Genomic DNA, 13,379 nt, shown 5'->3' with positions numbered 1-13,379 from the left:
ATGGAACAAGAGCTCATTATTCATTACGGGAATTATTGTCACCCGTTCTATAATGATGGAGTAAACCATTAATTTCACCGCCAAGTAAAATTACCCACGCAGTTAAGTAAAACCATAACATTAAAATAATGATACCACCGAGACCACCATATGTATTAGCGTAATTTGCAAATTTATCTACATAATAGGCAAATGAGTACGATACCACAATCCACCCTACAGTAGCAAATAAAGCCCCCGATATGACTTCTCTTCGCTTTAATTTCCGATCAGGCGCAAACGTATACAAAAAGCTAAACAAAGCTACCAAAACGAAGAAACTCGCTACTAAACGTGCAATACTCCACACATAAGCAAAACTATCCGATAAACCAATTGCTTTAAACACTGCTGCACCAATTACTTGTCCGAATACTGGAACAATTAGCGCAAACACAATCATAAAAATAATAGCTAATGTAAACACAATTGATAAAGCTCTTGTTTTAATAAAGGAGCGTGTTTCTGTTACATCATAAGCACGGTTAAAAGCATTCATAATCGCATTTACTCCATTAGAAGCAAACCATAACATCGATAGTAAACCGAATGATAATAAACCACCATTTTGTTCGTTTACAACTTTATCTACGTTTACTTCAATTAAGTTCATCGCATCTTCTGGTACGTACGGTTCTAATAAATTGAGCACACTTTCTGTTTGAAGGTCAATAAAGCCAAGAAGCGTAATTAAGAAAACAAGCCCAGGGAAAATCGCAAGCAAGAAGAAATAAGCGAGCTGTGCTGCTAAGCCCGCTACATCATCGCGCATCGTCCGGTCATATAAATCTTTCCCAAACGAAAAAGTGCGATTTCTTTTTGCTTTTTCTAGAAATTTTCTCATATTTTTTAGACGCTTTTCTTCTCTTCTTTATTTTGCTTTAGCTCAATGTATGCTTCAGTTTTTTTTTCCTCTGCATTTGAGTCCTTCATAAATAATTCACGCGCTTCTTTCATACCACCATCTGCAGCTACCACTGGCTCTTCTTCTGCTTTAAGCTCTTCTTCTGCTTTAAGCTCATCTACCTTTGGAGATACAGCTTGAATTTCAATCGTTTCCGGCTTTTCTACTGGCACAATTTTTTTCTTACTAAAAATTTCTTTCGTTTCTTTTAACGTTTCTACAACAGACGGCGTCAATTTTTTAATTTCTGCTACTTTCGCTTTCACTACATTGAAATCAGCAAGTTCGCGTCCTTTATCTGTAACAGTTTGCACTTTTTCTTTTATCTTCGCATTTTCACCAATTTCAATCATCTTTGTTTTTGCTTTTTCTGCCGTGTTTTTTACTTTTTCACGGTTTTCTTTCTTTAACATAGATACAGCTACACCTGCAGCTACACCAATCGCAATGTTTCGAGCAATATTATTTTTCTTTGCCATATTCCTTCACCCTTTCATTTCTTATATTAGAAAGTATTACTTTCTAAGCTTCCTCATATTCCTTGTTCATTTCGAATGAAAGCTAATAGCTTTACACACCCTTCTGTTACAAGGTCATACACTTCTTGGAAGTTCCCTGTAAAGTAAGGGTCAGGAACGTCTGTCCAGCCACCGTCTGGAACAAAATCGGACAGTCTACCAATATAGCCTCCAGTTTTATCAAAACTTTTTAAATCCGCTATATTCTTGTTGTCCATGGCAATAATATAATCAAACTTTGTTAAGTCTTCTTTTTCTACTTGCCGTGCTTTAATTCCTTCAAAAGAGACTTCATTTTCTTTTAAAATTTTTTGTGTTCCTTTATGTGGTGGATGACCAATATGCCAATCTCCAGTTCCTGCAGAATCAATGACAATTTTCTCTTCGAGTCCCTCTTTTACGACAAGATCTCGAAAAATTGCTTCTGCCATTGGAGAACGACAAATGTTCCCAAGACAAACAAACAATACTCGGACCATATTTTTGTTTCTTCCCTTCTTGGTGCATTTCTTACTATATACTTATATAGTATAAACAACCAATTATTAAATATAAAGGAAATCCCTACTAATTTAATAGGATTGAAAAGTTTCATTAACGAAAATGATAAAAAAATGTTAAGATAACCTTATGTTATTTTAAAGGGGGACACTTCGGTGGATTTATCCGTAAAATCAGAAGCAAACGTTGAATATATGGTAGAAGCTATTAAAGAAAAATTACGCATGGTTAATGCTGGAGCAATGAGAGCTGCTAGTTTTAACGCAGAAATGTACGAGGACTTACGTGACATTTATGAGCATGTTATGAAACGTGAAACATTCAGTATTAGTGAAATGCAAGCTATTACTGAGGAATTAGGTACATTAATTAAAAAATAACAAAGAGCCTCACGTATTCGAGGCTCTTTTAATTTCAACAAATTCATGACAACTCTTCTCTTTTCCTCATCACATTCTAAAATACTGTACAATGAAAGTAGAACCTCACCTTAGATTTTTTCTCCATACATACTACTCTAAAAAAATTGCCACACTACCATTGCTAACTGTTTTTACTGGGGGTGCTTACTTATGAGCAATTGGTACAGTAAGACGAAAAATCAAACATTAATCGACCTAGAAACAAATGAACAGCACGGTTTAACAGATGAAAACGTAAATGAACGTTTAAAACAGTATGGTCCAAACGGATTGACTTCAAAACAAAAACGTACTTTATGGCAGCGCGTTTTCGCCCAAATTAATGACGTCCTCGTATATGTCCTTATTATCGCTGCCCTTATTTCCGCCTTTGTAGGTGAATGGGCCGATGCAAGTATTATCGCGCTCGTTGTAGTTTTAAATGCTGTTATCGGTGTAATCCAAGAATCGAAAGCAGAACAGGCTTTAGAAGCATTGAAAAAGATGGCAACACCTAAAGCTATCGTAAAGCGAGATGGTGAACTTAAAGAGATTCCATCTGAGCACGTCGTTCCAGGTGATATCGTTATGCTTGATGCTGGGCGGTATATCCCCTGCGATTTACGACTTATCGAAACTGCGAATTTAAAAATTGAAGAATCTGCTCTAACTGGTGAATCTGTCCCTGTCGATAAAGATGCAGTCTACCACCCTTCCATGCAAAGTGATGAGCAAGTACCATTAGGCGATCAAAAAAACATGGCCTTTATGTCGACGTTAGTAACATACGGACGTGGCGTCGGTGTTGCTGTCGAAACTGGAATGAAATCACAAGTCGGAAAAATCGCAACTCTTTTGCATGAAGCTGAAGATGATATGACACCGCTTCAAAAAAGCTTAGCACAAGTAGGAAAATATTTAGGTTTTGTCGCTGTAGCTATTTGCGTTATTATGTTTCTCATCGGTTTTTTACAAGGAAGAGATACTTTGGAAATGTTTATGACCGCAATTAGTTTAGCTGTTGCAGCCATTCCAGAAGGCTTACCAGCTATCGTTTCCATCGTTCTTGCAATTGGTGTTCAGCGTATGATTAAACAAAACGTTATCATTCGTAAACTACCAGCTGTTGAAGCTCTCGGTTCTGTCACGATTATTTGTTCAGATAAAACAGGTACATTAACTCAAAATAAAATGACTGTTACTCACTTTTATAGTGATCGTGCATACGATCAGCTAGAAAATTTGAATGTAAATAATGCTGCACACCGTCTATTATTAGAAAATATGGTTTTATGCAACGATGCTTCTTACGGTGCCGACTCACAAACGGGGGATCCTACAGAAATTGCCCTTCTTGTTGCCGGAAGCTCTTTTAACATTCAAAAAGATTATTTAGAAAATAAACATGAACGTGTTAACGAATTGCCTTTCGATTCTGATCGTAAAATGATGTCAACTGTACATACGTACGATGAAGGCTACTATAGCATGACGAAAGGTGCTATTGATAAACTTTTACCTCACTGTACCCATATTTTTATAAATAATAAACTGGAGGTCCTAACAGATTCTGATAAAAATCGAATATTAGAAGCTGCCGGGTCAATGTCGCAAGAAGCCTTAAGAGTACTTTCATTCGCATATAAACGATACGATTCAAACGATGTGGATATTAATCACCTCGAAGAAAATCTCATCTTTATCGGTCTTGTCGGTATGATTGATCCACCACGCACAGAAGTAAAAGATTCAATTATAGAATGTAAAAAAGCTGGTATTCGCACAGTTATGATTACTGGTGATCATAAGGATACCGCCTTTGCAATTGCCAAAGAACTTGGTATTGCTGAAGAAAAATCTGAAATTATGATTGGAACTGAATTAGATAACATTTCAGATACAGAACTAGCAAGTAAAATTAATCACTTAAATGTCTTTGCTAGGGTTTCTCCAGAACATAAAGTGAAGATTGTAAAAGCATTACGTGATGAAGGAAATATCGTTTCCATGACTGGTGACGGTGTAAATGATGCTCCCTCTTTAAAACAAGCTGATGTTGGAGTAGCGATGGGAATTACAGGGACAGATGTCGCAAAAGGCGCAGCAGATGTAGTTTTAACAGATGATAACTTCTCATCTATTGTGAAAGCTGTTGAAGAAGGAAGAAATATTTATCGTAATATTAAAAAGTCTATTCTCTTCCTACTCTCTTGTAACTTCGGCGAAATTATAGCTCTCTTTTTAGCTATTTTACTCGGCTGGGCAACACCACTACGACCTATTCACATTTTGTGGGTAAATTTAATTACAGATACACTGCCTGCATTATCACTCGGTGTTGATCCTGAAGATCCAGATGTGATGAAGGACAAACCACGACATGCGAAAGAAAGCTTATTTAGCGGCAGCGTTCCTTTTCTTATTTTCAATGGGGTTGTAATTGGACTTCTTACTTTAACAGCCTTTATCGTCGGGGCAAAGCTCTATACAGGAGATACAAATTTATTTCCTCTCTTCCCAGATCAAATTGATGAAGACGCTCTATTACACGCTCAAACGATGGCATTTGTCGTTCTTAGTTTTTCTCAACTCGTTCATTCATTTAACTTACGTTCAAGAACGAAATCAATTTTTTCAATTGGGATATTTACAAATAAATATTTAGTCTTCTCACTTCTAATCGGTGTTCTTATGCAAGTGTGTATCATCTCCATCCCACCTCTTGCCAATATATTTGGTGTGCATGCATTAACAATGCGAGATTGGGGATTTGTTCTCTTGTTAAGTATCATTCCGCTTGTTGTGAATGAAATCATTAAATTATTTAAGAGAAAATAAAGTGCAACTTTAATCAGTGGGGATTTTGTTCATCCCCACTAATTATTAGCACGCAAATAGCGAATAAAAGGCAATGAGGAATATTCCTCATTGCCTTTTTGTTTATCCTTGTAATTCTTTTTTAATGTTTTCTGTTAATGTAGCCATACGCTTACGACTTTCTTCACGCTCACGTTTATTTTGCTCTTCAATTTGTTGTGTTTCTTGCATACCTCTTGAAATAATGTTCCAAGTTTCCTCAAGTGTTTCCATCTTAATACTAGAAGAACCTGATATTCTCGCTACTTCCACACTTTGAGTTGCGATATTTTGTGCATTTTTCTTAAGTAATTCATTTGTACGGCGATCAAGTTCAGCCATAGAATCCGCAACAAGTTTTTGACGTTTCGCATTTACCGCTTGAATGATACCATTTTTAAAAATAGGAATCGTTGTAATAAATGCTGTATTGATTTTACCGATTAATTTATTGTTACCGCGTTGAATCATACGAATTTGTGGCGCTGTTAATAGAGCAACCATACGTGCTTTTTCTAAATCATCAATACGTTGTTCTAAAATTTCAACAGAGTTTTTAAGCGATTCTAATTCAATACCTGCTAACTGATCATTATTACGTATGCGTTCTTCGTACATCGGAACTAACTCTGTATTTAAACGCTCTAATAACATTTCCCCTGCTACTACGTATTTTTCTAAGTCTAAATAATACTTTAAGTTTTGCTCATATAAACCATCTAACGTACCAATTGATTTTTTCATTTCATCTTGATACTTCGTAATTTCTACGTATACTTTATCCATTTCGCGACCCATCGTCTGATACTTACTAAAGATTTGTTCAATCATTTTATCTGCTTTTTTGAACATACGTGAGAAGAAACCACTTTTCTCTTCCGCAAAGTCTTTACTATCAAATCTGTCCATAATTTTACCAAGCTGTTTTAATAATTCACCAGAGTCTTCTATTTTCGATAAAGACATTGTATGTAAAATTTGATCAGCGAAACGTGAAATCTCCATAGAAGGCTCTTTTCCAAGCTCGATTAATTCTAGTTGGTCTTTAATGTCTACTGCATTATAAATACGTTGTACTTCAGCATCTTGTCTAAGTTGCAAGCGAACGTCTTGTGCGGTTTGCTCATTCAATTCTGTTTTCGAATCTAGTACGACTGGGTTATTCATATGATATTCTCCCTTTCCTTATAAAAATGGACGAAATAGTCCTTTTATTGTTTGTGATAAATTTTTATAGGCTGATGAACCATGAAATTCAAGATCGAAATTAACTTCTTCAAGCCAATGTGAATCAAATGCTCCTGATTCAATATACGGTTCAATATCGTTTCTCCCCGTTGGATTAAAGTGGAATACATCTACTCCAATTTGATTTAAAAATAGTAATAAAACAGCATCAGAACGACTTAATTCTCCGCTCTTCTCATTATTAAATATAACAATTTTCGGTACTTCTTGCGAATAATCAAATTTCTCAAGCTGCTCTAAAATGTTCGGTGGTATTTGCGAGAGTTGTGCGAAAACATACAGTGCTACATCTTGTTTCGTCTCTCTCGCAATTGGTTTACACATTTCACTTTCACACGTATGAATAATCGCTTCTGCAATACCATGTTGTAATCCTTCTGGTAAACGCTTATGCGGCCACCAGTGGCTGTTCATAATTAAATCCGGATGTAACTTCCCCCCGCGGTCCAATGCATCACGATAATGATATTGGAAATTCGCTTTTTGTTCTTTCGTAAACGGGAATGTATTAATTAAAAAACTGTTATCAAATGATGTAACAGCCTTTAATCGTTGAAAATATTCTTTATCATTCTTTGAAACACCTGATATTTTTGCAAATAAAGAAGGAATATAAATATGCTTATTTTCAACAAAGAATGTTGGACGTACAAATGCCTTTTCTTTCGTAATTAAAAAGAGTTCATCGTACGTTGTTTTGAGCGTACGGGCTACAGGTGTATAAGAACGGAATTGCCACGGTTTGTATAATAATGAATTATCGTGGTGAAGTACTTGCTCGATTTCTTTTGAAGCTTGATAAGCTACTGTTGCGACGCGTTCACGACGCCGATCAGGAAATGGTTCCAATGAAATACGGCCCGAATGAGATACGACAAAGGTCTTTCCTTCCTCATCTACACTCTCAAATCCATCTTTTCCTTCTGGGTGATAATAAAGCACATCGCAGCCGAGCATAATAAGAAAGTATAAGAAATATATACGACTCTCCGTCGCATCACCGTACCAAACGATACGCGGCATTTGTTTCTTATAATTAATCGTAGAGAACCACTTCGCTACGTAATTTTCACTTAATTTAATCATATCGATTAAGAAACGCCGGAATCCTTCTGTTTTTAAAGATTGATTATGTTGTTTCTCATACAATTTCAATACAGAAATAAACGTCGTATGTATATAATGCTGTAAATCAGGATTGTCTACTTGCGGTAATAGTTGTTTTCCAGACAAATGTGCTACAAGCCTATTTACTGTAAGTCCATTCGGTGCTTCTTGATGTAATGCAAAAACTTCTTGAATATGGCGCAGTTTTTCGGGATCAATCACCTTATTTAAATTTTGTTCATGCAAAACCTCGATCCCTTTTGCTTCACTATAATCAAATAGCCCATTGAAATATTCATCTACATCATTCGGAACACCAAGAATGCGACTTGCTATGTAACTAAATTTCATCTCATTCTCTGTCAGTTCATATTGTGGGCGTTTTTCTAAAAGTGCTTCAAATTGCTTTAAATCTGATTCATCTTTTAATGCACATGGTTGAAGTGTAAAACGTGAAAACACAACAGTTCACCTCCAAAAACATTTACGTTTTTCTAAAGTCTCTCTTCTATTATAAACTATTTTTAGTTATAAAAAATGGGCGCTCGCATAACGAGCAAACCCATTTCAATTATTTATGTTCATTTTTAGTAGCTGCAACTTCTTCTCGTGCTTGTCCACTATTCTTCATGTAGTGAATTATAAATGTTATTCCAAACGCTACAACTAAAACAATAAAGAACACTGTATGACTTACTTCAATATGAATGACAGATAACAGCATTTTTGCCGCAATAATTAAGATTAAAATATATGCTGTCGTTTCAAGTTCTGGAATACGCTCTAACAATTTTAAGAATACGCCAGCGATACCACGCATCATTAAAATACCGAGCATTCCACCTAATAGTAAAATCCAAACTTCATTCGATACACCAAATGCAGCAAGTACACTATCTACAGAGAATGCGATATCCATTAATTCAACCATCGCAACCGTTCCCCAGAAAACACCGAACATTCTGAAGAGAATACTATTTTGGTTCATACCATGGGCTTCCTCTTCTTCTGAAGTGCCTTTTCTTTTATCAATGAAATATTTAATTGACAGCCAAGCTAAGTAAAGCGCACCTAACACTTTTACCCATGCCAGTTTAATTAAGAACATTCCGATTCCAATTGCAATAAAACGGAATACATAAGCTCCAATCAGTCCATAGAATAATGCTTTTTTTCGTTTTTCTTCTGGAAGATGTTTTACCATTACCGCTAACACAAGTGCATTGTCAGCAGATAATAAACCTTCAAGTACAACAAGTGTACCTATTAACCCCCAAGATACTGGATCTTGTAACACTTTAATCCACATGTCCAAGTCGAAAAACTGAGCATACGTATCAAGGATTCCTTGCAAAATACTCATCTTACCTTTATCCCCTATTCTTTGCTAGATTTATAGAAAGGTCAAAAAAAGGAAACGAATGCCGTTTCCCTTCTTATGCATCCAAGCCATACGCTTTTACAAGCGCACCTAATCCACCTTGGAATCCGCTTCCTACTGCACTAAACTTCCACTGTCCATTATGACGATATAATTCACAAAAGACAACTGCTGTTTCAATGGAGAAATCTTCCCCTAAATCAAAACGAAGAACTTCTTCGTTTGTTTCTTCATTTGCTAAACGAACGAATGCATTTGCAACCTGTCCAAAGTTTTGATTACGGCCTTCACCATCATAAATTGTAACTGTAATAGCAATTTTATGAACATCTGCTGGAACCTTTTTCAAATCGACAACAAGTTGCTCATCATCGCCGTCACCTGCACCTGTACGGTTATCTCCTGTATGTAAAACTGATTCACAAGGAGACTGTAAATTATTATAGAAAATAAAATCAGTTTCCTTCGTACATTTCCCGTTCGCATCTAATAAAAAGGCAGATGCATCTAAATCGAAATCAGATCCACCATCATAAGATTTAATATCCCATCCAAGACCAATTACTGCTCTTGATAAACCTGGGCTTGTTTTAGCTAAATCAATTTTCTGTCCTTTTTGCAATTGAATAACCATATATATTCACCTCTATATTTTAATTTCAAAAAATATATCCATCAGTAAATACGCGTTTCACTGATGGATATATAAATCTATTACTCTACATCTAAACCAAAGTTATTACATAGAGAACCTAATCCACCTTGGAATCCACTTCCGATTGCATTGAATTTCCATTCACCTGCGTGACGGTATAATTCGCTTACTACTACAGCTGTTTCAATAGAGAAATCTTCTCCTAAATCGTAACGAATTAATTCTGCATTCTTTTCTTCATCCAGAATGCGTACGAAAGAGTTAGAAACTTGTCCGAAGTTTTGGCTACGGCCTTCTCCATCATAAATTGTGATTGCGAAGCAAATACGTTCGATATGTGCAGGAACATTTTTTAAGTCTATTTTAATTGTTTCATCGTCGCCTTCACCTTCACCTGTACGGTTATCTCCTAAATGCTCTACAGCACCATTCGCACCTTTTGGATTATTATAGAAGACGAAATCCTCTGCTCCTGAAACTTTACCGTTAGCACCTACTAAGAAGATACTAACATCTAAATCGAAATCGTTTTGTCCGTCATAACGATTCGTATCCCAACCAAGTCCTACAAGAACTTTCGAAAGACCTGGATTTGTTTTTGTTAAGTCTACCTTTTGTCCTTTTTTCAATGAAATTGATGCCATATACGATTCCTCCTTGGTTTATTTTATTGGTAACGTGATACAATCTCACTTAAGTTTTTATCTTGTGTTCCTTCTCCAACTGCTGAAAACTTCCATTCGTTTCCGTCTCGATACATTTCCCCTGCAATTAAAGTCATTTTGCCAGCGTAATTATCTGACAAGTTATAACGTGCTAATTCTTCACCTGTTTGTGGGTTTTGAATACGAATATATGCATTGCGAATCATCCCAAAATCTTGACGACGATTTACACAGTCGTAAATATTTACAACGAATACTAAACGATTAATACGGCTCGGAACTTTATGTAATTCTACGAAAATTGTTTCGTCGTCACCAGCGCCTTCACCTGTTAAATTATCTCCTGAATGAATGATACTACCACAAGTAGAAAGTTTGTTGCCGAAGTAAACTAGATCATTTTTGTTTAAAAAACGATCCCCTTCTAACATAACAACAGATGCATCACAATCTACACTTGGTTTACTTCCAAATAAAGAAGACAGAAACCCACCTGATTGCCCAATTGGATCCCAGCCTAAGCCAACCTGCAGTTTCGCTACTCTCGGTTGTCCTTTCGTTAAATCAATCTTTTGTCCTTTTTCTAAAATAATAGGCATGAAGTTTCTTCCTTTCTACAAAGCATTTTCCAAATCGGAAAACATTGTATTCTCCTCTTATATTGTAGCATTATTTATCTAATGAGAAAAAGGATAAATTCTCAATTATATGAAAACAGATACTATATTTATTTATACTGATGTAATAAGTGGTAAATAGAACCAATCATTCCTGCACAATTGCCGCTTTGTGCAAGTTTAATCTCACAATTACTATAAATCTCTTGATTTAAGTATGTTCCTATCTCTTTCTTCACTTCATTTAAGAAATCATCTCCTCTTTCAGTAATTCCCCCACCAATAATAATTATTTTCGGATTAAAAATATAAGCAAGGTTACTAATTCCAATCGCCAAATGTTTAAAGAAAATCTTCACGGCTTGAGTAACACCGCTATCACCCTTATCATATAATTCGAAAATTGTTTTACCATCCCACTCCTTTTCACCTTTATATCTTCGTACAAGATGAATTAATCCCGAAATTGAGGCAATCTCCTCAAAAGTATTCCCTTCTATTAACATGTTCCCCCATTCCCCAGCGCCAAACGAATGTCCACGGTATAACTCCCCATTTATAACAATTGCTCCACCAATGCCCGTTCCAAGCGTAAGCATAATAAAATCGCTTTCTCCCCTCCCTGTACCTTTCCATTTCTCGCCTAAGGCTGCACAATTAACATCATTTTCAATAGATACAGGAACTTTTAATGCTTCTTGTAATCTCTCAACAATAGAAATATTAGCATAACGCGGAATATGATCCACACCTCCCGTTATCACTCCTTTATCAATATCAACAATTCCCGCTGTACTAATACCAATTCCGGAAATAGTATGTTCAGTCATTAACTTTTTTGATAAATATATAAGCTTTTGAACAATTTGTTCCCCGCCCAAGTGAATTTCTGTTGGGACCTTTTTATGCATTAGTACTACCCCTATTTCTGAAACAATTCCATATTTAATTTGCGTACCACCAATATCAAATGCAATATATTCTTTCATCCGTTGCCACTTCCTCTACTGTTATGAGTATAAATTCTCCATCACTCTACTATTTGCAAAAAATTTACATTAACTCTTTTCTCCCTTTAGAAATACACCACCTTTTTCTATATATAGTTTTTTTTGCATAAAACTCTTTTTCCTATGAAATATTACGAAGGGGTGTATTTTAGATGGAACAATAATTTTTTCTTCAGGAGGAAAACAATGACAAAAATCTTCATTTTAGCATCAACACTTTCTTTATCCTTTTTTAGCGGCTTAAATATTGGTAATGCTGCAACTGAAAACTTCAATCCAATAACAAACGCTATTGTACAAAACAGTGATCATTTAGCAGAAGGAAACTCAAAAGATAATAATAAACCTCCAGGAAGCAACGGTTCTCAGGACGATAGTGGTTCTGGCGGCAATGGCTCTGGTGGCAACGGTTCTGGCGGTAGCGGCTCTGATGGCAGTGGTTCTGGTGGCAACGGTTCTGGTGGCAACGGCTCTGGTGGCAACGGTTCTGGCGGCAATGGCTCTGGTGGCAACGGCTCTGGTGGCAACGGTTCTAGTGGCAACGGTTCTGGCGGTAGCGGCTCTGATGGCAGTGGTTCTGGTGGCAACGGTTCTGGTGGCAACGGTTCTGGTGGTAGCGGCTCTGATGGCAGTGGTTCTGGTGGCAACGGTTCTGGTGGCAACGGTTCTGGTGGCAACGGTTCTGGTGGTAGCGGCTCTGATGGCAGTGGTTCTGGTGGCAACGGTTCTGGTGGCAACGGTTCTGGTGGCAACGGTTCTGGTGGCAACGGTTCTGATGGCAGTGGTTCTGGTGGCAACGGTTCTGGTGGCAACGGTTCTGATGGCAGTGGTTCTGGTGGCAACGGTTCTGGTGGTAGCGGCTCTGGCGGTAGCGGTTCTGGTGGCAACGGTTCTGATGGCAGTGGTTCTGGTGGTAGCGGTTCTGGTGGCAACGGTTCCGGTGGTAACGGTTCCGGTGGTAACGGTTCTGGTGGCAACGGTTCCGGTGGTAACGGTTCTGATGGCAGTGGTTCTGGTGGCAACGGTTCTGGTGGCAACGGTTCTGATGGCAGTGGTTCTGGTGGCAACGGTTCTGGTGGCAACGGTTCTGATGGCAGTGGTTCTGGTGGCAACGGTTCTGGTGGCAACGGTTCTGATGGCAGTGGTTCTGGTGGCAATCGAGTTAAGGGCGATAGCAGTTCGCAAGATGGCAAAGGCTCTCAAGAGGGCAATCGAGTTAAAGGTGATAGCAGTTCACAAGGTGGTAACGTAAAAGATAATGCGACAAAACAAGGTGATAAGTTACCTACTACTGCAGCGCATTATCCTGCATCTATTTTAATGGGACTTTCAACATTCCTAATTGGTATGTTATTGTTTATTCGCCGTAAAAATGCAAAATAAAGACCAACATCCTTCCATCTAAAAAATACATGAAACCAATATAAAACTAAAAAGGACTTTGGATTGCAGTTTATTATGCAACCCAAAGTCCTTT

13 protein-coding genes are annotated in these 13,379 nt (G+C 37.2%); 3 read left to right on the top strand and 10 right to left on the bottom strand.

Going from position 1 to position 13,379, the window contains the following annotated elements; all coding sequences use genetic code 11:
- Window positions 1–16: 16 nt before the first annotated feature.
- Genes MHB76_RS02260 through MHB76_RS02250 form a run of 3 tightly spaced genes read right to left on the bottom strand, consistent with a single transcriptional unit; the run spans window position 17 to window position 1,940 of the window.
- Window positions 17–883, bottom strand: coding sequence for a YihY/virulence factor BrkB family protein (locus MHB76_RS02260; protein ID WP_078173509.1), 867 nt, complete (start codon window positions 881–883; stop codon window positions 17–19).
- Between the two features lie 5 nt (window positions 884–888).
- A complete protein-coding gene (locus MHB76_RS02255) occupies window positions 889–1,422 on the bottom strand; it encodes a DUF4075 domain-containing protein (RefSeq protein ID WP_340985575.1) in 534 nt (177 codons plus the stop codon).
- 53 nt (window positions 1,423–1,475) lie between these two features.
- Window positions 1,476–1,940, bottom strand: coding sequence for a low molecular weight protein-tyrosine-phosphatase (locus MHB76_RS02250; RefSeq protein WP_002159414.1), 465 nt, complete (start codon window positions 1,938–1,940; stop codon window positions 1,476–1,478).
- A 177-nt stretch (window positions 1,941–2,117) separates the two neighbouring features.
- Here MHB76_RS02250 and MHB76_RS02245 point away from each other — a divergent pair, with 177 nt between their 5' ends.
- Window positions 2,118–2,342, top strand: a complete 225-nt coding sequence (locus MHB76_RS02245) for a DUF1128 domain-containing protein (RefSeq protein WP_002113714.1) — start codon at window positions 2,118–2,120, stop codon at window positions 2,340–2,342.
- 192 nt (window positions 2,343–2,534) lie between these two features.
- Complete coding sequence (locus MHB76_RS02240) at window positions 2,535–5,201, top strand: cation-translocating P-type ATPase (protein ID WP_340985572.1); 2,667 nt, start codon at window positions 2,535–2,537, stop codon at window positions 5,199–5,201.
- Window positions 5,202–5,303: 102 nt separating this feature from the next.
- Here MHB76_RS02240 and MHB76_RS02235 read toward each other — a convergent pair whose 3' ends face one another.
- The 7 genes from MHB76_RS02235 to MHB76_RS02205 all read right to left on the bottom strand — a co-directional run bounded on the left by MHB76_RS02235 (window position 5,304) and on the right by MHB76_RS02205 (window position 11,881).
- Window positions 5,304–6,386 (bottom strand): toxic anion resistance protein, encoded by a 1,083-nt coding sequence (locus MHB76_RS02235; protein ID WP_002115838.1) that lies wholly within the window; start codon window positions 6,384–6,386, stop codon window positions 5,304–5,306.
- An 18-nt stretch (window positions 6,387–6,404) separates the two neighbouring features.
- Entirely contained in the window at window positions 6,405–8,036 is a 1,632-nt protein-coding gene (locus MHB76_RS02230; protein ID WP_078173512.1) for a YceG family protein, read from the bottom strand.
- Between the two features lie 109 nt (window positions 8,037–8,145).
- Window positions 8,146–8,937: a TerC family protein gene (locus MHB76_RS02225; protein WP_002113704.1), complete on the bottom strand. Its 792-nt coding sequence runs from the start codon at window positions 8,935–8,937 to the stop codon at window positions 8,146–8,148.
- A gap of 73 nt (window positions 8,938–9,010) precedes the next feature.
- Entirely contained in the window at window positions 9,011–9,589 is a 579-nt protein-coding gene (locus tag MHB76_RS02220) for a TerD family protein (protein ID WP_002091197.1), read from the bottom strand.
- An 80-nt stretch (window positions 9,590–9,669) separates the two neighbouring features.
- Window positions 9,670–10,254 carry a TerD family protein gene (locus tag MHB76_RS02215; protein WP_002113699.1) on the bottom strand — a complete coding sequence of 195 codons (585 nt, stop codon included), beginning with the start codon at window positions 10,252–10,254 and terminating at the stop codon, window positions 9,670–9,672.
- A 23-nt stretch (window positions 10,255–10,277) separates the two neighbouring features.
- Entirely contained in the window at window positions 10,278–10,874 is a 597-nt protein-coding gene (locus tag MHB76_RS02210; protein ID WP_002029589.1) for a TerD family protein, read from the bottom strand.
- 128 nt (window positions 10,875–11,002) lie between these two features.
- Complete coding sequence (locus MHB76_RS02205; protein WP_340985569.1) at window positions 11,003–11,881, bottom strand: ROK family protein; 879 nt, start codon at window positions 11,879–11,881, stop codon at window positions 11,003–11,005.
- A 207-nt stretch (window positions 11,882–12,088) separates the two neighbouring features.
- Between MHB76_RS02205 and MHB76_RS02200 the strand changes: the two genes are divergently transcribed.
- The gene (locus tag MHB76_RS02200) at window positions 12,089–13,285 is read left to right on the top strand and encodes a cell wall anchor protein (protein ID WP_340985567.1); all 1,197 of its coding nucleotides are present in this window, start codon (window positions 12,089–12,091) and stop codon (window positions 13,283–13,285) included.
- The last annotated feature ends 94 nt before the right edge of the window (window positions 13,286–13,379 follow it).

Origin of the sequence: Bacillus sp. FSL M7-1345, from assembly GCF_038006985.1 — a bacterium.
Lineage (GTDB): Bacteria > Bacillota > Bacilli > Bacillales > Bacillaceae_G > Bacillus_A > Bacillus_A cereus_U.
This window is presented reverse-complemented; position numbering and strand designations above follow the sequence as displayed.

Bases quoted from the DNA above. Each gene is read 5' to 3' on its own strand.
- MHB76_RS02255 (WP_340985575.1), bottom strand. From the start codon at position 1,422: ATGGCAAAGAAAAATAATATTGCTCGAAACATTGCGATTGGTGTAGCT.
- MHB76_RS02215 (WP_002113699.1), bottom strand. From the start codon at position 10,254: ATGGCATCAATTTCATTGAAAAAAGGACAAAAGGTAGACTTAACAAAA.
- MHB76_RS02260 (WP_078173509.1), bottom strand. From the start codon at position 883: ATGAGAAAATTTCTAGAAAAAGCAAAAAGAAATCGCACTTTTTCGTTT.
- MHB76_RS02250 (WP_002159414.1), bottom strand. From the start codon at position 1,940: ATGGTCCGAGTATTGTTTGTTTGTCTTGGGAACATTTGTCGTTCTCCA.
- MHB76_RS02200 (WP_340985567.1), top strand. From the start codon at position 12,089: ATGACAAAAATCTTCATTTTAGCATCAACACTTTCTTTATCCTTTTTT.
- MHB76_RS02235 (WP_002115838.1), bottom strand. From the start codon at position 6,386: ATGAATAACCCAGTCGTACTAGATTCGAAAACAGAATTGAATGAGCAA.
- MHB76_RS02240 (WP_340985572.1), top strand. From the start codon at position 2,535: ATGAGCAATTGGTACAGTAAGACGAAAAATCAAACATTAATCGACCTA.
- MHB76_RS02225 (WP_002113704.1), bottom strand. From the start codon at position 8,937: ATGAGTATTTTGCAAGGAATCCTTGATACGTATGCTCAGTTTTTCGAC.
- MHB76_RS02210 (WP_002029589.1), bottom strand. From the start codon at position 10,874: ATGCCTATTATTTTAGAAAAAGGACAAAAGATTGATTTAACGAAAGGA.
- MHB76_RS02220 (WP_002091197.1), bottom strand. From the start codon at position 9,589: ATGGTTATTCAATTGCAAAAAGGACAGAAAATTGATTTAGCTAAAACA.
- MHB76_RS02205 (WP_340985569.1), bottom strand. From the start codon at position 11,881: ATGAAAGAATATATTGCATTTGATATTGGTGGTACGCAAATTAAATAT.